This is a genomic window from Plantibacter sp. M259 (genome assembly GCF_006065115.1).
GTDB classification, from domain to species: domain Bacteria; phylum Actinomycetota; class Actinomycetes; order Actinomycetales; family Microbacteriaceae; genus Plantibacter; species Plantibacter auratus.
The window spans coordinates 2,892,507-2,910,434 of the sequence record NZ_CP040750.1 but is presented as its reverse complement, the minus strand read 5'-3'; the positions used below and the strand labels follow the sequence as shown (position 1 = coordinate 2,910,434).

General features: G+C 71.2%; 19 protein-coding genes, 3 tRNA genes and 2 pseudogenes. 13 read left to right on the top strand and 11 right to left on the bottom strand.

Annotated features, from left to right (window positions below; translation table 11 throughout):
• Positions 1-229: 229 nt before the first annotated feature.
• The 9 genes and pseudogenes from FGL15_RS13635 to FGL15_RS20375 all read left to right on the top strand — a co-directional run bounded on the left by FGL15_RS13635 (position 230) and on the right by FGL15_RS20375 (position 5,265).
• A tRNA-Glu gene (locus FGL15_RS13635) sits at positions 230-305 on the top strand.
• 117 nt (positions 306-422) lie between these two features.
• Positions 423-496 (top strand) — tRNA-Asp (locus FGL15_RS13630).
• Between the two features lie 78 nt (positions 497-574).
• Positions 575-647: transfer RNA gene (locus FGL15_RS13625), tRNA-Phe, on the top strand.
• 116 nt (positions 648-763) lie between these two features.
• On the top strand, positions 764-1,240 hold the full coding sequence (locus FGL15_RS13620; protein WP_138946444.1) for a hypothetical protein: 477 nt from the start codon (positions 764-766) through the stop codon (positions 1,238-1,240).
• A gap of 458 nt (positions 1,241-1,698) precedes the next feature.
• A complete protein-coding gene (locus tag FGL15_RS13615; RefSeq protein ID WP_138946443.1) occupies positions 1,699-2,970 on the top strand; it encodes an HNH endonuclease signature motif containing protein in 1,272 nt (423 codons plus the stop codon).
• 384 nt (positions 2,971-3,354) lie between these two features.
• Complete coding sequence (locus FGL15_RS13610) at positions 3,355-3,813, top strand: hypothetical protein (protein ID WP_064294389.1); 459 nt, start codon at positions 3,355-3,357, stop codon at positions 3,811-3,813.
• 42 nt (positions 3,814-3,855) lie between these two features.
• The gene (locus FGL15_RS13605; RefSeq protein WP_138946442.1) at positions 3,856-4,455 is read left to right on the top strand and encodes a TetR-like C-terminal domain-containing protein; all 600 of its coding nucleotides are present in this window, start codon (positions 3,856-3,858) and stop codon (positions 4,453-4,455) included.
• Positions 4,452-4,853 (top strand): annotated as a pseudogene (locus FGL15_RS13600) (arsenate reductase ArsC); the annotation flags it as partial. The gene FGL15_RS13605 and the pseudogene FGL15_RS13600, both read left to right, overlap by 4 nt.
• Positions 4,854-5,124: 271 nt before the next feature.
• Positions 5,125-5,265: a hypothetical protein gene (locus tag FGL15_RS20375; RefSeq protein WP_153303386.1), complete on the top strand. Its 141-nt coding sequence runs from the start codon at positions 5,125-5,127 to the stop codon at positions 5,263-5,265.
• 26 nt (positions 5,266-5,291) lie between these two features.
• On the opposite strand, the gene FGL15_RS13595 is transcribed toward FGL15_RS20375, so the two are convergent.
• The 5 genes from FGL15_RS13595 to FGL15_RS13575 are packed head-to-tail and all read right to left on the bottom strand — an operon-like array spanning position 5,292 to position 9,208.
• Positions 5,292-6,053 carry a GH25 family lysozyme gene (locus FGL15_RS13595; protein WP_138946440.1) on the bottom strand — a complete coding sequence of 254 codons (762 nt, stop codon included), beginning with the start codon at positions 6,051-6,053 and terminating at the stop codon, positions 5,292-5,294.
• A 45-nt stretch (positions 6,054-6,098) separates the two neighbouring features.
• Positions 6,099-7,175, bottom strand: a complete 1,077-nt coding sequence (locus FGL15_RS13590; RefSeq protein ID WP_138946439.1) for a sulfate/molybdate ABC transporter ATP-binding protein — start codon at positions 7,173-7,175, stop codon at positions 6,099-6,101.
• Positions 7,172-7,939 (bottom strand): ABC transporter permease, encoded by a 768-nt coding sequence (locus FGL15_RS13585; protein ID WP_138947320.1) that lies wholly within the window; start codon positions 7,937-7,939, stop codon positions 7,172-7,174. The genes FGL15_RS13590 and FGL15_RS13585 overlap by 4 nt, the downstream gene beginning before the upstream one ends.
• Before the next feature lie 52 nt (positions 7,940-7,991).
• Positions 7,992-8,807 (bottom strand): molybdate ABC transporter substrate-binding protein, encoded by an 816-nt coding sequence (gene modA, locus FGL15_RS13580; RefSeq protein ID WP_138946438.1) that lies wholly within the window; start codon positions 8,805-8,807, stop codon positions 7,992-7,994.
• Positions 8,804-9,208 (bottom strand): molybdopterin-binding protein, encoded by a 405-nt coding sequence (locus tag FGL15_RS13575; RefSeq protein ID WP_064296069.1) that lies wholly within the window; start codon positions 9,206-9,208, stop codon positions 8,804-8,806. The genes modA and FGL15_RS13575 overlap by 4 nt, the downstream gene beginning before the upstream one ends.
• 125 nt (positions 9,209-9,333) lie before the next feature.
• Here FGL15_RS13575 and FGL15_RS13570 point away from each other — a divergent pair, with 125 nt between their 5' ends.
• On the top strand, positions 9,334-10,002 hold the full coding sequence (locus tag FGL15_RS13570) for an SGNH/GDSL hydrolase family protein (RefSeq protein WP_138946437.1): 669 nt from the start codon (positions 9,334-9,336) through the stop codon (positions 10,000-10,002).
• Positions 10,003-10,023: 21 nt separating this feature from the next.
• On the opposite strand, the gene FGL15_RS21005 is transcribed toward FGL15_RS13570, so the two are convergent.
• Positions 10,024-11,253: a M23 family metallopeptidase gene (locus FGL15_RS21005; RefSeq protein ID WP_240773959.1), complete on the bottom strand. Its 1,230-nt coding sequence runs from the start codon at positions 11,251-11,253 to the stop codon at positions 10,024-10,026.
• 141 nt (positions 11,254-11,394) lie between these two features.
• Positions 11,395-12,660, bottom strand: a pseudogene (gene coaBC, locus FGL15_RS21000) (bifunctional phosphopantothenoylcysteine decarboxylase/phosphopantothenate--cysteine ligase CoaBC); the annotation flags it as partial.
• 80 nt (positions 12,661-12,740) lie between these two features.
• Here coaBC and FGL15_RS13560 point away from each other — a divergent pair.
• The 3 genes from FGL15_RS13560 (at position 12,741) to FGL15_RS13550 (ending at position 15,709) form a co-directional block, all read left to right on the top strand.
• Positions 12,741-13,490, top strand: a complete 750-nt coding sequence (locus FGL15_RS13560; RefSeq protein ID WP_168223406.1) for an NRDE family protein — start codon at positions 12,741-12,743, stop codon at positions 13,488-13,490.
• Between the two features lie 99 nt (positions 13,491-13,589).
• On the top strand, positions 13,590-14,495 hold the full coding sequence (locus FGL15_RS13555; RefSeq protein WP_138946434.1) for a LysR family transcriptional regulator: 906 nt from the start codon (positions 13,590-13,592) through the stop codon (positions 14,493-14,495).
• Between the two features lie 224 nt (positions 14,496-14,719).
• Positions 14,720-15,709 carry an MBL fold metallo-hydrolase gene (locus FGL15_RS13550; protein WP_138946433.1) on the top strand — a complete coding sequence of 330 codons (990 nt, stop codon included), beginning with the start codon at positions 14,720-14,722 and terminating at the stop codon, positions 15,707-15,709.
• A gap of 9 nt (positions 15,710-15,718) precedes the next feature.
• On the opposite strand, the gene FGL15_RS13545 is transcribed toward FGL15_RS13550, so the two are convergent.
• The 4 genes from FGL15_RS13545 to FGL15_RS13530 all read right to left on the bottom strand — a co-directional run bounded on the left by FGL15_RS13545 (position 15,719) and on the right by FGL15_RS13530 (position 17,923).
• On the bottom strand, positions 15,719-16,207 hold the full coding sequence (locus FGL15_RS13545; protein WP_138946432.1) for a hypothetical protein: 489 nt from the start codon (positions 16,205-16,207) through the stop codon (positions 15,719-15,721).
• Positions 16,208-16,330: 123 nt separating this feature from the next.
• A complete protein-coding gene (locus FGL15_RS13540) occupies positions 16,331-16,846 on the bottom strand; it encodes a DUF427 domain-containing protein (protein ID WP_079705137.1) in 516 nt (171 codons plus the stop codon).
• Positions 16,847-16,886: 40 nt separating this feature from the next.
• Positions 16,887-17,315: a hypothetical protein gene (locus tag FGL15_RS13535; RefSeq protein ID WP_138946431.1), complete on the bottom strand. Its 429-nt coding sequence runs from the start codon at positions 17,313-17,315 to the stop codon at positions 16,887-16,889.
• Positions 17,312-17,923 carry a helix-turn-helix transcriptional regulator gene (locus tag FGL15_RS13530; protein ID WP_138946430.1) on the bottom strand — a complete coding sequence of 204 codons (612 nt, stop codon included), beginning with the start codon at positions 17,921-17,923 and terminating at the stop codon, positions 17,312-17,314. The genes FGL15_RS13535 and FGL15_RS13530 overlap by 4 nt, the downstream gene beginning before the upstream one ends.
• Between the last annotated feature and the right edge of the window lie 5 nt (positions 17,924-17,928).

Here is a 17,928-nt window from a genome sequence, read left to right as displayed (position 1 = left end):
CTAGCCCGACGGGGGTCGGGACCGGCTGCGGACACTCCCGTCGGCCGCGGCATCCGGGAGTGGTCCACGCCAGAGGCTAACCCCGGCCGGGGGCCGTGGAGCGGTCATTCGGTGCCTGTCGTCACATCCGGCATGGAGCGCAGATCGCTGCTCCGCGAACCCGATTTTGGATTCGGCCGTTTCATCCGTATGCTTGTCGCTCGGTAGTCATGAAGCTTCAGGGCTTCGCGGCCCTATCGTTTAGCGGCCTAGGACACCGCCCTTTCACGGCGGCAGCACGGGTTCGAATCCCGTTGGGGTCACCACCGACTACTGGAAAAACAGCCGCTCGGATTCAGGTATAGTGAATCTGCGCGACTGCGAGAAGCACCGAGTAACGCCAGCATCACCGCAGTTCGAATCACCAGCAATTCAACATGTATGGCCCTGTAGCGCAGTTGGTTAGCGTGCCGCCCTGTCACGGCGGAGGTCGCGGGTTCAAGTCCCGTCAGGGTCGCAAAAGGTCGGAAGCCCTCTCGCAAGGGAGGGCTTCTGCTTTTGAGACATCGTCGCCGTTCGTGCAGCTGATGTACTCGGCTCTGTAGCTCAGTTGGTAGAGCGCACGACTGAAAATCGTGAGGTCACGGGATCGACGCCCGTCGGAGCCACGGAACCCCCACCTAGCTTCTACATGGTGGGGGTTCTTTTTTTGCCCGGATGCCCGTGAACACCCACGCCACCACCTGAGTTGCCACTCCTGGCCCACGGCGGACAGACTCGCACTGTGGAATCGAAACCGTCACGCTGGGTGACCGCCTCCGTGCTCGCGGTCCTGCTGGGGACGTCGCTCGCGGCGTGCTCGGGCACGAGGTACGGACTGCCACGTGATGAGGCCGTCGGCACCTGGCGCAGCGGGGACACACGGCTCGAGCTCGCCGACGACGGGACCTTCGAGGCCACCGCCTGGCCCTCGGAGGTTCAGTGCAGTCTTGACGACGACCCACGCGTGGACGACCCGATCGACTTCTCCGGGACCTGGATGGTTGACAACGAGGGGACCCACCGAGACCTCGTCCTGCATCCCGGCGACGGCGCATGCGAGACGTCCCGGATCACGTCCGACGTGCGGAGCGACGACGGTCTCGCGCGCCTGTGCGTCCACGCCCGCGGATCCTTGTCCGGCCCGGCCGAGAACTTCTTCACCGTGTATCAGGGTGACCCTCCGGAGACCGAGGATCCGGATCGCTGCCTGAACTACTAGCCCATCCGGACCCAGCGACCGCGCGGGCAGACGAGTCTCGCCCGCCCGATCCCTGACCCCCCTCCGCTCCCTGAGCTACCCCCTCCGGTCCCTGAGCTTGTCGAAGGGCCCACGGAGCACCTGCCGAACCCGGCAACGCCCACCGGTCCCTGAGCTACCCCCACCGGTCCCTGAGCCTGTCGAAGGGCACATGAGGAAACCCCTGCCACTCCGGTGGACCCCCCTCCGGTCCCTGAGCCTGTCGAAGGGCCCGCGGAGCACCTCACGAATCCGGCACCCCTCCACCGGTCCCTGAGCTATCCCCTTCGGTCCCTGAGCCTGTCGAAGGGCACACGAGGCCCCTCCCGCTCCGGTGATCTCCTCCCGGTCCCTGAGCTTGTCGAAGGGCACACGAGCAACTTCCACAACCGACTCGACTCACCATCTGGAATGTCAGTGGTTCATGGTGGACTTGTTCCATGACCGAGACCACCGCCGCCGCAGTTCGCGCTGGCGACGAATACGCCGCGCGCCTCGCGGAGTTCTCGGACCGCTACGCGGACATCCAGCGTCGGCGCGCGGCTCTCGACGCCGAGGAGGCCCGCCTCCTCGCCCGCTCTGCCGCCTATGCGGACGCCTTCGCTGACGCCACGGTCCCGGCGATCTTCCCGCCGGCCGAGCGCCTGGCGCTCTCCCGCCGCTCCACCTGCGCAGCCCTCGCCATGGCGACCCGCACCCCCGAGCAGACGGTCCAGCGGGCGACGAACGACGCCGAGCGCCTCGTGAACGAAGCGCCGGAGGTCCTGGCATCACTCGAGGCCGGCCGCATCTCAGCCCGGCACGCGCAGACGATCATCGATCAGCTCAGTGACGTGCCGGTCGCGGGCCGGGCGGTGTTCCTTGCTGAGGTTCTGCCGGTTGCGGAAGAGTCCACCAACGCGAACCTCCGCAGGCGTGCCCGCGTGCTCCGCGAGCGTCTCCACCCCGAGTCGATCACCGCCCGCACGGTCCGATCAGAAGCAGACCGTCGGGTGGAGTTCGAACCGGCCGCCGACGGCATGGCGTGGGTGCACCTGTTCACGACCGCACCCATCGCGCAGGGGCTCATCGAGCGGGTCGAGGCTGCGGCGGCAGAGTCACGCGCTGCGGGTGACACTCGCACCTGCGCCCAGCTGCAGGCCGACGCCCTCGCGGCCCTCGCGCTCACCGGCGTGACCCCGGAAGACGTGATGACGAGCCTGGTCCTCCCGCACCCGGTCGAGGTGCAGGAGCACATCACGCCGACCGTGCAGATCACCGTCCCGGCACTCAGCATGGCCGGCGTGAGCGATGCCCCGGCCACGCTCGACGGCTACGGTCCGATCGACCCCGAGACCGCGGCACGTATCGCGGTGAACGCGCCCAGCTTCACCCGGATCCTCGTCCAACCCGAGACCGGCGCGGTGCTCTCCGTCGGTCGCAACCAGTACCGCGTTCCGGCCGACCTGCAACGCGCGGTGCGCCTCCGGGACGGCATGTGTCGGGCACCGGGCTGCGGGCGACGCGCCAGGGCTTGTGACCTCGACCATTCGGTCGCGTGGGAAGACGGCGGCACGACGGATGTCGGCAACCTCGCCTGCCTCTGCCGACATCACCACCGGATGAAGCACCTCCCCGACTGGAACCTCGACCACGGTCCCGGCGGGGTCCTCGAGTGGACGACACCCGACGGGAAACACCATCGGACGGAACCTGATCCCGCACCGTTCTAACCTCCACCGGTCCCTGAGCCTGTCGAAGGGTTCCTCGTGGGCACTTCGACAGGCTCAGTGACCGGGAGAAGTACACCGGAACGATGAGGGGTTCTCGTGGGCACTTCGACAGGCTCAGTGACCGGAGGAGGTGCACCCGGAACGATGAGGCGTGCTCGTGGGCACTTCGACAAGCTCAGTGACCGGGAGAGGTGTGCCCGGAACGTTGAGGCGTGCTCGTGGGCACTTCGACAAGCTCAGTGACCGGGAGAAGTCCACCGGCGACGCTCCGGTCCCTGAGCCTGTCCACCAGCTCGGAGCGCGGCAGGACGTCCGCCGGCTCACATCGTGCACCTCCGTCCGCAAGCCCCAGACATCCGGCGCCGATCGGGACAGACTGGTCGCATGAGTTCTGCAGACGACCGCACCACCGACGGCCCCGACGACGCGCACCGAGTCCCCGCAGGGGTCGACGACGCGACCGTGGAAGCGGTCGGCAAAGTGACCGAGGCGCTCGAGGTGGTCGAGCAGGCGCGCGGCATGCTCTACGGATTCCATCGCCTGACCGGCAAGGCGGACCTCGCGCTCGGCGAAGCCGCGGACGCCCTGCGCGAAGCAGGACACGACGCCCTCGCCGACCGGATCGACACCGAGCTGGTCGGACGCAACGTCATCGACGGACGCTGGACGTTCCAGATCGTCGAGGACTACGACGGCAACTACTGGGAACCGTTCCGCACGCTCGAGGCGGAGGTCCGGAACGAACTGGCGGGCGGCCGACGCCACCTCGCGGAAGCCGCCATGAAGGAGGACCGCCGCACGCACGGCGCACCCCACCACGAGGCGACACCGCCGACGGTCTGACGCCGCACGGCATCAGGGCCGCAGGCCGTTAGGCTCGATCCGATGACCGATGCACCCGTTCCCCGGACGAAGTTCTCCCGCCAACGGGTGATCGTCGGAGCCGCCGAGTTCGCCGACACGCACGGCGCCGACGCCCTCACGCTCGCCGCCCTGGCCCGCGAGCTCGACACCTCGGCACCGGCCCTGCTCAAGCACGTCCGCAGCACCGAGGACCTCCGCGCCGCTGTCGCCCAGCTCGCCCTCGCCCAACTGGCCAGTGGGCTCGACATCGCGACGACCAGCCTGAGCGGATCCCCCGCACTCACCGCACTGGCCGACGGGTACCGCCGCTTCGCCCTCGCCTACCCCGGTCGGTACGCCCTCGCGTTCTCGATCGAGGACGTCCGCACCGACACCGGCGAGCCGGCCGACCGTGAGCTCGTGATGCTCGTCGAACGCGCCCTCGCGGGGCGCGGTCTCGACAGTGTGGCGATGACGGACGCCGGACGCATCGTCCGGGCGGCCCTCCACGGCTTCGTGTCCCTCGAGCTCGTCGGCGGTTTCACCCGCGGTGCCGACCCCGCCACCAGCTACGCTGCCCTCGTGGACCTGCTCGACCATTCGTCCGCGCTCGGCTCACGCCACCTCCAGGAGACGCCATGACCACCACGATCCCGACCGTCCTCTTCGTCTGCGTGCACAACGCTGGTCGCTCCCAGATCGCAGCCGGCTTCCTCGGCGCCCTCGCCGGCGACCGGGTCGACGTGCTGTCGGCCGGGAGCGAGCCGAAGGACCGGATCAACACCGTGGCGGTGGAGGCGATGGCAGAACACGGCATCGACATCACCGCGGCCGTCCCCCGCATCCTCACGACCGATGCCGTCCGAGCGTCCGACGCGGTCATCACGATGGGTTGCGGCGACGCCTGCCCGATCTTCCCCGGCAAGCGCTACGAGGACTGGGAACTCGAGGACCCTGCCGGACAGGGCATCGAGGCCGTCCGCCGCATCCGCGACGACATCGAGGAGCGGATCGCCGCGCTGTTCGTCGAACTCGTGCCCGCCGAGGCGTCCGAGTTCCCGGCCACCATCGGCTCGGTCGCCCACGAGGCGCTCGGCGCGCACGGCTTCACCCGGTTCGAGCAGCTCGCGCGGGTCTCCCCCGCCGCCCTGCTCCGCATCCATGGCGTCGGCCCGAAGGCCGTCGACGTCCTGACCGCCGAACTCGCAACCCGCTCGCTCGCCTTCGCCTCCTGAGCGCGATCGTCGACCGGCGCCCGGCGTCGGCACGCAACCCCATTGCCCAGCGCGACACCCGTCGTATCGTGGTCGTATGAGCAAGCACGCAGCGAACGACGACAACCTCCCCGAGGACCACGAGACCACCGAGGACTCCATCGAGCAGGAGGTCGACGGCGAGGACACGTTCCTCCCCGTCGCCGAGCCGACCACCGGTCCCGCTCCCGCCCCGTAACCCGAGGCACCTCCGGACGCCTCGGCTCAGGGGCCGACGAGTGCCCGGAGGTCGTGCAGGGAGCCGTCGAAGACGTTCACGTCGATGAACTCCTCCTTGCCGACGTACCCGGGCATCCGTTCCCGGCTGGTGTACTGCCAGAGGTCCCACGCCCGCCCGTCCGACAAGACCGGCGGCGTGATGACCGAGCGGATCCACATCGGGTTCCGCTCGTACGAGCCCGCGAGGAACGCGTCGTAGTACCGCATGGTGGCGTAGATGATCGGCGGCCGACCGTAGTGCTCCTCGAGTGCCGCGAGGAGCGGATCGAGTACGGCGGCGACCCGCTCCGCACTCGGTGGCGTCCGGCAGTAATCGGCGTAGCACTCGAGATCGATGGTGATCGGGAGAGCGCCCGCCGTGACCGGCACGGTGTCGAAGATGTTCTGCGCCTGCGTCTCGGCAGGGCTGTCGAAACTCAGGAAGTGGTACGCCCCGATCAGCAAGCCGGTCTCGTCGGCCGCCCGCTGTGCGCCCGCCCAGTTCGCGGCGAACCGTTCGTCCTGATCGCCGGATCCCTCGGTCGCCTTCATGATCGCGAAGTCGATGGGCTGAGCCGCGAGGACGTCCCAGTCGATCTCGCCCTGGTACGAGGAGACGTCGACACCGCGCACCGCGTACGAGGCGGCCAGGATGGCGTTCGGCCGCACCAGCCCCATGGCGACGAGCGCCACGCAGATCCCGCCGATCGCGAGCGTGCCGGCGGCCCCGACGACGAGCGGCCACCAGTGTCTCCAGAATCGGTTCATCGACTCACTCTGTCACGTCCCGGCCGTGTCCCGGTGCAGGATGCCTCAGCGCGGGTAGAGGACCGCTGCCCGCGGGTCGACCACGAAGTCGACGACGTCGCCCGTCGACCACCCCGCGGCCGCGAGCTGCTGCACGGCGACGTCGGCGGTGATGACCGCCGAGCGGACTCGGACGACGTCGCCCCTGGGTTCGAGGTCGGTGATCGCCGCGCGGACGGCTCCTGACGTGGTCGGGCCGCCAGCCTCGCGGGCCTCGCGCACCTCGACGCGGGACGGGCGGAACGCGCACGCGACGGCGACCCCGACAGGGATCGGGTCGGCCTCCGCGGAGGAGTCGACGTCGACCTCCGTTCCGTCCGGGAGACGGAGTCCGCGTGCCGTGCGGACGCCCGTCAGCAGTTCGAGTCCCGCGAGGTCCGCGGTGAACGCCGTCCGCGGCCGCTCGAGCACCTCCACCGTCGGCCCCTGCTCGACGATGCGCCCGGCGTCCAGGACGATCACCCGGTCCGCGAGCGTGTACGCGTCGAGCACCTCGTGCGTCACGAGGACGGTCGTGCGCCCTCGCAACTGCTCACGGAGCATGCGGCGCAGGTGCGGGGCGACCGTCGCATCGAGCGCGGCCATCGGTTCGTCGAGGAGGAGGAGGGCCGGATCCGGGGCCAGCGCGCGGGCGAGCGCCACCCGCTGCGCCTGGCCGCCAGACAACTCGGCAGGACGGCGCCCCTCGAGCTCGGACGCCTCGACCTCCGCGAGTCGTCGTCGGGCGATGTCCCGAGCTTCGCCGCGCGACGCACCGGCGACCAGCGGGCCATAGGAGACATTGTCGAGCACGGAGCGGTGCGGGAAGAGCAGCGCCTCCTGCGCCAGGAGCGAGATCCCTCGCCGGTGCGGCGGCAGCCAGTGGTCCCGACCCGATCCACCGACCGCGAACAGCTCGCGACCGGCGAGGGTCGCGTGACCCGTGTCCGGACGCAGGAGCCCGGCGAGGACCGCGAGCAGCGTCGACTTGCCGGCGCCGTTGGGGCCGAGCACGGCGACGGTCTCCCCCGCGGCGAGTTCGACGGCGAGCTCCCAGTCGCGTTCACGCAACGTCGCTCGGAATTCCAAGGCCGCCCCGGTCATCGCACCACTCCGGCGACGGTCCGTCCACGGCGGATCGACCCCTGCGCCCCAGCGACGCCGACGACGAGCACGGCCACGACGACGAGGACGAGCGACAGCGCGACCGCGGCATCGGGGTCGGACTCGCGCTGCAGGTAGATCTCGAGCGGCAGCGTCCGCGTGACCCCCTGCAGGCTGCCCGCGAACGTGAGAGTAGCCCCGAACTCGCCGAGGGCCCGCGCGAACGAGAGGATCGCGCCCGACACGACGGCGGGCGCGAGGAGCGGCAACGTGACGGTGCGGAAGACCGTGGTGGGACGTGCGCCGAGCGTCGCGGCGACGGCCTCGTACCGCGAGCCGGTCGTGCGGATCGCCCCCTCCAGGCTCAACACGAGGAACGGCAGGGCGACGAACGTCTGGGCGAGGACGACGGCGGTCGTGGAGAACGCGATGTTGATCCCGGCATCCGCGAGTGCCGGTCCGAGCAGGCCGAGCCGACCGAAGGTGTAGAGCAGGGCGATCCCGCCGACGACGGGCGGGAGCACGAGCGGGAGGAGGACGAGCGACCGCAGCAGGCGCTGCCCCGGGAACCGGGTGCGCGCGAGGACGAGGGCGAGCGGCACGCCGAACACGATGCAGAGGGCCGTCGCGAGTGACGACGTCCGCAGACTCAGCCCGAGCGCCGCGACCGACGACTCGGAGGTGACGAGTGCACCGAAGTCCGCCCAGTCCACCCGCAGGACGATCGCGACGAGCGGCAGCAGGACGAACGCCGCGCCGACCATGGCGACGACGACGATCCAGCGGGGCACCCCCGAGCCGAGTTCCCTCACGGCGTCACGGTGCGCCGAAGCCGGCGTCGGCGAGCACCCGCTGTCCTTCGGCGCTCACGACGTAGGCCGCGAAGGCGGCCGCGACGGTGGGGTTCGCACTCCCTGCGAGCGGCGCGATGGGGTAGGTGTTGACGGCCTTCGACGACTCCGTGAAGGTGATGCCCCGCACGGCGTCGCCGGCCGCGATGACGTCGGTCACGTAGACGAGCCCCGCGTCGGCCTCGCCCGAGGTCACCTTGCCGAGGACGTCGGTCACGGACGACTCCTCGCTGACCGGGCTGAGTGCGACACCCGTGGCGTCCTCGACGACGACGGTGGCCGCTCCACAGGGGACCTGCGGCGCGCACACGACCGTCTTGACGCCCGGACGGGCGAGGTCGGCGAAGGTCTTCACACCGGCGGGGTTCGACGGGGGCACGGCGATCTGCAGGACGTTGGTCGCGAAGTCGACCGGGTCGCCCTCGACGAGATCGGCATCGGTCAGCTTCGCCATGTTCTTCTCGTCTGCGGAGGCGAACACGTCGCCGGGAGCACCGTTCGTGAGCTGCGTGACGAGGTCGGAGGAGCCGGCGAAGGTCAACTCGACGGTCGTACCGGGGTGCGCCTCCTCGAAGTCCTCCGCGAGCGCGGTGAAGGTCGTCTTGAGCGACGCCGCCGCGTACACCGTGATGGAGCCGCTGAGCTCGTCCGCGGTGGTCGAGGCGGTGGGGGTCGGCGTCGCCGCTGGGGCGGCGCAGGCGGACGCTGCGAGCAGGACCCCGGTGCCGATGGCCAGTGCGCTGAGCAGTCGGAGGGATCGACGGGGTGCGATGCGGTTCACGAGCTCGCCTTCGGGGTTTCGATGAGGACCGTCGTGGCCTTCACGACGGCGATGGCCGTGGAGCCGAGTTCAAGACCGAGTTCGCGCACAGCTTCACTGCTCATGAGTGACACCACGCGATGCGGCCCGCACTGCAGTTCCACCTGTGCCATGACCGTGTCCATCGTGATGTCGGTGACGATGCCGACGAAGCGGTTGCGTGCCGAGCGTCCGATCTCCGAGGGGTCGACGGGGAGGACGGCGTTCTCCCGGGCCAGCCGAGCGAGCGACAGGCCGTCCACGACCGCTCGGCCCGCCTCGTCCTTCGCACTGACGAGTGCGCCCTGGTCGATCCAGCGACGGACCGTGTCATCACTGACCCCGAGGAACAGGGCGGCGTCTCGGATACGGATCTGCGGCATGGAGACAGGCTAGTGCACGCATTCGCGTTGACACGACCTAGCTGCATCCGCATTCGCGCTTCGAGTCGCCGGCAGTCGACCGGTGCTTCGGCCCTCCGCGACGCCCACCGCTCCGAAGCATCCGCATGAGATCACGACTGCTCGCCGCCGTCACCCTGCTCGCCCTCGCCACCGGCCTCACCGCCTGCGCGTCCCCCGGCTCGGGGACCGGCGGCGCCACGGGCGACGGACCGCTCGTCGCGTTCTACGGCGACTCGTACACCCTCGGCACCGGAGCGAGCGACCCGGCCGACCGCTGGTCCACCGTCGTCAGCGAGGAACGCGGCTGGTGGGAGTTCAACCCCAGCGTCAACGGCCTCGGGTTCGTGAACCACCGCGACCGCTTCGGCGACGGCAGCGGCGACCTGCCCTCCCTCATCATCGCCGAGCAGCCCGACATCGTCTTCGTCACGATGGGCCTCAACGACGCGTTCAGTTTCGACGATGCCGCCGACCGGATCCACGAACAGATCACGACGGACCTGCATCGCCTCCGCGACGCCCTCCCGGAGGCCCGCTTCATCGTCGTCGAACCGTTCTGGTACACCGACGAGCGCCCGCAGTCGATCGAGACGATCATCGGCTGGGTGGCCGACGCCGCGCAGGAGATCGACGCCGACACCATCCCCGGGGCGTCTCGTTGGATCGAGGGGCACCCGGAGTGGATGGCCGCGGACGGCCTCCACCCGAACGACGAGGGGTACGCGGAGATGGCTCGGCGGATGGACGCCGAGCTCGAGCGCCTCGGGCTCTGACGCCCCGGTGCTCGTCGCCGCTCAGCCCAGGCGGATGCCCCGGTCCGCCATGAACGGGACGGCATCGACGCGCGAACCGCCGATCCTGACCTCGAAGTGCACGTGGCAGCCGGTCGAGGCACCCGTCGTCCCGACGAGCGAGATGTTCTGACCGGCGGACACCCACTGCCCCTCGCCGACGAGGATGCTGCTGTTGTGCGCGTACCCGGTCATGACGCCGCCACCGTGGTCGACGAGGACCCAGTTGCCGTAGGTGCCGAGCCAGCCCGCGTAGACGACCGTGCCGGCGTTCGCGGCGTAGACCGCTCGCCCGCAACCTGCTCCGATGTCGGTGCCCGAGTGGAACGGGTTGACGCCGGGCACGGGGCGACCGGGTCGCGGTCCGTAGCTGTCGGTGATCCGGCCGGAGATCGGCAGGGCCCACCCCTGGCTCCCGACGGCACCCGAGGCACCGCCGCCTCCGCCTCCGCCACCTCCGCCGCCGCCGCCGCCGGCGTTCGCAGCGGCCTCGGCAGCCGCCCGTGCAGCCTCAGCCGCACCCGCAGCGGCTGCAGCAGCGGCGGCCGCAGCCGCCTTCACTTCCTCGCCCTTGCGGTAGTCGGCCTCGGTGGCTGCGCGGTTCTCCTTGAGGACCACGAGCTGGGCCTCGAGCGTCGCGAGGTACTCCTGCTGTTCGGACACGGCGGTCTCGGCGTCGGCACGGGCTGCGACCGCGTCCCCGAGGGCGGTCTCGGCCGCAGCGGCGAGCTCGCCGAGGGCGGCCTCGGCTATGGTCGCCTGCTCGGTGAGCAGCGACGCCGTGTTCGCATCGGTCCTCGCCCGGTCGTAGGTGCCGTCCGTCGACTCGCTGAGCTTCGTGATCGTGCTCAAGCGCCCGAGGAGCGACTCCGGCTCCTGGCCGTCGAGGAATGCGGCGGTGCTGAGGTCGATGTTCCCCGACCGCAACCACGCGGCGACGAGCGCGCCGGCCTGGCGTTTGGAGGCCTCTGCCGCGGTCGTCGCGGCGACGGCCTGCTCGCGGAGCGAGACGGCACGGTAGCTCGCCTCGTCGACGGCCAGCTGAGCAGCCTCGTACTCGTCGGCACGGAGGACGGCCTCAGCTTCGGCGAGCGCCGCAGCGGTCTTCAGCTGCTGGACGAGCCCTTCGATCTGCCCGATGGTCGACTGCTTGGAGGACTCGCTCGAGCGGGCCGCCTCGACGTCCTCCCAGCTGGGGTACTCCGCAGCGGCGGCCGGCTGGGCGAGACCCATCGAGAGGACGATGACTCCGGCGAGGGCCGCGGCGATGGAGGCGCGACGGCGCGCGGGACGGAGGCGTGGCATGGTGCCATCGTGGCAGTGGTCAGCCCTGTTCGGGGGAGGCTCGCCCGCCTGGGAACGAACCGGCTCGGCCCGGTGGGCGCGCACGAGGTCGAGCAGCCGGTCGGCGATGCTGCGCTTCGAGCCGGTCGCCTCGCCGACCACCTCGCCGGCGCCGTCGATCACGACGACCTCGTTGTCGGGCGTGCCGAAGCCGTCGGTCCACCCCACGCGATTGAGCACGAGGAGGTCGGCGCCCTTGCGTGCCACCTTGGCTCGGCCGAGGGCCAGCAGCTCCTCGCGGTCGGCGGCGGTCTCCGCGGCGAACCCGACGACCAGTCGTCCCGGCACCCGCGCCGCGGCGAGTCCGGCGAGCACGTCGGGGTTGCGCACGAGTCGCAGGGTGAGCTCGTCGCCGGTGTCGTCTTTCTTGATCTTCCGTTCGGCGATCTCGGCGGCGCGGTAGTCGGCCACGGCTGCCGCCATGACCACGAGCGTCGCGTCGGCCGCCTCGTCTTCCATGGCCGCTGCGAGTTCCGCTGCGGTGCCGACCGGGACGACCCGCAGACCGTCGACCGCAGCCGCTTCGGCCGCGACGTCGGCGTCCAGGTGCGCCGCGACGAGCACCGCGTCGGCCCCGCGCTCGGCGGCCGCCTGCGCGATGGCCAGCCCCTGCCGACCGCTCGAGCGGTTCCCGAGGAACCGCACCGGGTCGAGCGGCTCACGGGTGCCACCGGCCGAGACGACGACACGCTCGGCGCGCAGGTCGTCCGGGTGCGCGTCGGTTCCGCCGGCACGTCCGGCGAGCAGTGCCAAGCCGGCGGCCACGATGTCGTCGGGCTCGCTCATGCGTCCCGGCCCCGTGTCGCCGCCCGTCAGCGCACCGTGCGCGGGCCCGATGACGGCCACCCCGCGCGATCGCAGGAGGGCGACGTTCGCGGTCGTCGCCGGGTGCTCCCACATCTCGGTGTGCATCGCCGGCGCCAGCAGGACCGGTGCCCGGCTGGCCAGGATGGTGGTGCCGAGGAGGTCGTCGGAGAGTCCCGCCGCGAGTTTCGCGAGGGTGTTGGCCGTCGTCGGCGCGACGACGATGAGTTCCGCGCGCTGCCCGAGGGCGACGTGCCGGACTTCGGCGACGCCGTCGTACAGCGAGGTCGTGACGGGGTTCCGGCTGATCGCCTCGAGCGTCGGCAGGCCGACGAACCGGAGGGCGCTCTCGGTCGGCACGACGTGGACGTCGAAGCCCGCGAGGACGAACCCGCGGACGACGCCGACCGCCTTGTAGGCGGCGATCCCGCCCGTGATCCCGACGACGACCGTGCGCCCTGCCGCCTCCCGCGATGCGTCCTGCACGCCCATGCCGCCTCCTCGCTTCCGGCGCTCCCGCGCCGGGTCCTCGTCTAGTCTGTCCTAGTCCGGCCGGCCGAGGAGGAACCAGCGTGTGCACCGTCATCATCGACTTCGAGCCGGGGCGCCCGTGGCCGATCGCCGTTCTCGGGCTGCGCGACGAACAGCCCGGGCGTGCCTGGGACCCACCCGGCGCCTGGTGGCCCGGACTCGGTGACAGCGTCCGCGGCATCCACGACCGCGAAGCGGGCGGCGCGTGGCTGGCGACGAACGACGACGCTCCGGGCGGCCCCCGGGCGGCGGTGGTCCTCAACCGACGCGAGGACCTCGACATGCCCGCCGCCGGGTGGACCTCGCGAGGCGTGCTGCCGCTGGAGGCCGTCACGACCGGCCTCGATGCGGACGACGCCCGCAGCGCCCGGTCCTGGAACCTCGTGGAGCTGCGCCCTGACCGCGTCACCGTCACGAGCTGGGACGGTACCTCGCTCCGGTCGATCGACGTCGCACCCGGTCTCCACCTCGTGACGCACGAGGGCCCCGACCACCTCGACGTCCCACGGGTCCACCGGTGGCGGCCGGCCTTCCTCGACATCCCGTCGCCCATCGGTCCGCTGGACGGTGCGACGGCCGCGTCCTGGGAGCCGTGGTTGCGCACGTTGCGCTCCACGACGACCGTCCCCGCCGACGCCGACGAGGCGATCGTCCGTGTCGACGACCATGACGGCCTGCGCCTCGCCTCACTCTCGGTGACGGCGCTCTCGCTCGGCCCCGACGGCGCGGTCCTCCGGAACGCCCGACTCGCCGAGCCCGGCCATCTGCCGGAGGAGCTCGTCTGGGAGTGACCCGGGCGGCGACGGTCAGCACCCTCCGGGAGCCACGGGACCCGGATCGGACTGGGACCCGTGTGGAGGGCGCCCTGGCGCGCTCGATACTGTTGCAGCATGGCCCTGAACCCCGTGCGACTGCGACTGCTCGAGGCGTTCGACCGCCTCGGCACGATCCGCGCCGTCGGCCGTGAGCTCGACCTCAGCCCCTCGACCGTCTCGCAGCAGCTCTCCGTGCTCGAGGCCGAGACCGGCGCCGCGCTCCTCGAACGACGCGGCCGGACGCTCACCCTGACGCCGACCGGTGCGCTGCTCGTCGAGCGCGCTCGGGCCCTGCTCGCGCAGATGGACGCCATCGAGGTCGAACTGGCCGAGGTCGAGTCCGAGCCGTCCGGTCGGTTCCGCATCGCCGGGTTCGCGAGCGTCATCGCCCCCATCCTCATCCCCGCCGCGCGCTCCCTCGCACGACAGTACCCGCGACTCGAGGTCGAACTCATCGAGGTCGAACCGCACGAGAGCACCACCGCCGTCCAGCGGGGCACGTGCGACGTCGTGATCACCGTCGATCAGGAGGACGGGTTCCTCCTCGACCCCTCGGTGCACAGCGTGCCGCTCACCACCGACCCCCTCCTGCTCATCGCGCCGCTCGACCACCGACTGGCCGAGCGGGAGCAGGTCACCTTCAGCGAGCTGCAGACGGAGTCGTGGGCCCTCGACGCACCGGGCACCTACCTCGGCGAACTCGTCCCGCTGATCTGTCGCCGCGCGGGGTTCGAGCCGAGGGTGGCAGGACGGTTCACGAGCTACGAGGTCGTCATCGACCACGTCGCGGCCGGGCTGTCGATCGCCGTGCTCCCGGACATCGCGATCGGCTCGCGGACTGACGTCGTGCGGAAGCCCATCGCCGGGATGAGCGAGCGGAAGATCGTCGCGACGGCGAGGAAGGGCTCACTGCAGCGCTCTGCCGTCGCGGCAGCGATCGCGGCGGTACAGCGTGCCACGGACGAGGCCGTCGCCCGCTGAGCCATGGCGGAACCAGCCGAGACTCCCTTCGGGGAGGATCAGCCGTGGTAGCCGGACTTGGCCATGGCGACGAGCGCCCCGACCAGGCCGATGCCGCCGAAGACGGTGATGAAGGCGATCACGCCGATGAGGATGTCGTTGACGGTCATGCACCCATCGTACTGAACCCGACGGGCCCCACGACTAGGGTTGGTCCGTCCCCCGACACCACCCGGAGCAGCACCATGATCACCTCATCGAGCGAATCCCAGGCTGCCGCCTTCCGCGACGGCCGGATTCCTGCGACGGAGCACCTCGACGCCGACACGGTCGTCATCGCCGTCCCGACCGGCGACCCCGGCAATCCCTTCACCCTCTGCTCGGTCCTCTTCGGCACCGACGGTCGTGCGATCGTCGTCGACCCCGGGACCGACACCCCCGAGGGCCGTGAACACCTGCTGCGGGAGCTCCGCGGCATCGGGGTGACGACGCTCACGGGTGTCGTCGTGACCCACCTGCACCCCGATCACCTGGGCCTCGCCGGCACGCTCCGCGACGAGCTCGCCGCACCAGTCCTCATGCACCGTCTCGAGGATGAGGCGGCCGGCTCGACGCCCCCGCGCCCGGCCGACCTCGCTGCAGCGTTGGACGAGTGGGGCGTTCCGGCGGACGACACGACCGTGCGACCCTGGGCCACTGGTGCGACGGCGCCCGCCGGGCACCTCGGCGACACCCGCGCGGACCGGACGCTCGAGGACGGCGAGCTGCTGACGCTCCCCGGTCGCTCGATCAGGGTCCTGCACACACCCGGCCACACGACGGGTCACCTCACCCTGCGCGATGAGGACCGCGGCTACCTGTTCACCGGTGACCACGTGCTGCCGACGATCTTCTCCGGCCTCGGCCTCGGGGCGCGCACCTCGGAGAACCCGGTGACGGCCTATCTGTCGTCGCTCGACCGCGTCCGCGCGTACGACGGCGATCAGGTGATCCCCGGACACGGCTTCCGGTTCACGGGACTCGCGGACCGGTGCGACGAGCTGGCCGCGCACCATCTGCGGCGAGCGGACGAGGTGCGCGCCGTCCTCGCGGACGACCCCGACGCGAGCGTGTGGACCATCGCCTCCCGCATCGGCTGGTCGGCCGGATGGGACGCGCTGACGGGTCTCCTCCGCGTCTCGGCCCTCACGCAGACCGACTGGCACCGGGCACGCCTTCAGCAGCTCGCCGGCTGACCGTCCCCGCTACCGGCTGAGGCCGGCCCACCCGCCTCGACGACGGGCCAGCGCCCGTTCGAAGGCGAAGAGCCCACCGCCGGCCGCCACCCCGGCGGCGAGCACCGCGAACACGACGACCCCGATCGTCGAGGCGAGTCCGATGGGTGCGGCGATGAGGCCGCCGACGATCAGGACGAGGAAGGCCGCACCACCGCCGGCGATCCAGGCCCGGTGGACCGGGCCCCGCTCGCCCCAGTGGTCGAGGATGCCGAGCGCCAGCAGCGCACCGACCGCCCCGACGGCTGCGAGCATCCCACCGACGAGTCCGCCGACGAGGAGGGCGATCCCGCCGAGATCGGCCGGATGCACCGAGACGGTCCCGACCGTCCCGAAGAGCTCTGCACCGGCCGCGAGGGCCGCACCGGCGACCGCACCGACGCTGACTGCGAGGCCGAACAGCGGGACGACGCGGAGGAGGGACCAACCCGGGTCCCCTGCTTCATCGAATGCGTCCATGGCCTCGACCGCCTCCTGCGCGCCTCGTCGTCGACGGCGCTTGGCGCTCAGCGTGGCACGAGGGTGCGTGGTGCTCCAGGGCGTTGCGCGCGAAGGAGGAGGGGTGTAGGACTGCGGCGTCTGCTACCAGCCGCGCGTGCCCGGGGCGCCCTTGAACGGACCGACGATCCCCGGCGTGATCCATCCGCCGTAGAAGTCGCCCTCCTGCGCCTGCACCGGCACGCCGTCGACCTCGCAGGCGTCCATGCGTCCCGGATAGACGGCGATCATGCCGAACAGCGGCGCGTATCCCGGACGCGGATCGGGGTAGGTCCACGCGGCGGCACCGGCGACCGCGTCGCCCACCCGCACGTCGAGGTAGTGGGCCTCGCCCTTGAACTCGCACATGGTCGTCCCGTCGACCGGCACCAGGACCCCCGGCGAGAAGTCCGCCGCCGGGACGTAGTACACCGGCGGGTGGCTCGTCTCCAGGACCCGGACCGCGGCCGTCGACTCCGCGATGACCGTGCCGCCGAACCGGATCACGACGCGCTCGTCGCGCGGCTCGACCCGCGGTGGACGCGGGTATTCCCAGACGGACTCCTCACCGGGTCCGGGCTGGACGGGCAGGGGGCGGCGGAATCGCGAGGAGTCGGGCATCTCCCCATGCTGCCCGGTCCACCTGAGCGACGACCGCGAATCAGGCGCACCGGCCCACGGTCCGGAGCGCGAGCCAGAGCAACCAGGCACCCGCCGCCGCATACCCGATCAGTAGCAGCACGACGGCCGTCGACCCGAGGTCGGAGACGACGGGGATCACCGGCGAGCCACCGACGCCGGCGTCCGTCGACTTCCAGTTCGCGGTCAGGAGGGCCAGGACGAGCAGCACCGCGGCACTCGCGAGGATCGGTCCGCCGGTGGCCCAGACCTTCTGCTTGGTCGTCCAGGCGCGCGACCGCCACAGCATGACCATGCCGGCCACCCAGCCGACGAACGGCACGACGAGCCCTCCGAGCATCACGAACAGGGCTGCCGTGATCGCGAACCCGCGGCGTTCGAGGACCTGCTCCGCGAACGGCCGGCCGTCCTCGGGTGGGCTCGCGCCATCCTGGTCGTCGTGTCCGATCACGCGCTCCTCCTCGTCGACGTCGCACGGACATGCATCCGTTCGCCCTGCTTGCCGAACAGGCTGAGGAACTCCACCGGTGCGGCCTCAGCCCGGCCGAACCAGTGCGGGACACGGGTGTCGAACTCGGCGACCTCACCCGCGGTGAGGACGATGTCCTGGTCGCCGAGGAGGAGCCGCAACCGACCGTTGAGGACGTAGAGCCACTCGTATCCCTCGTGGACCTTCTGTGTCTCGGGCGTCTGCGGACCGTCGCCGCCGTGGATGATGCTCTTGAACGCGTGGAGGCCGCCCGATCGACGCGTCAGCGGCACGATCGTCTGGCCGTACCGCTGGACGGGCTTCAGATGGACGCGGGGATCACCCGTCTGCGGAGCACCGACGAGGTCGTCCAGGGGCACCTGGTGCGCCTTGGCGAGTGGCAGGAGCAGCTCGAGGTTCGGTCGGCGCTGGCCGGACTCGAGCCGGGAGAGGGTGGAGACCGAGATGCCCGTCTCGGCCGACAGCGCGGCGAGGGTGGTGCCACGATGCTGCCGGATGGCTCGCAGCCTCGGCCCGACGGCATCCAGCACGCCGTCGATGGACCGTTGCTCGTCGTGTGCATGCGCCATGGGTC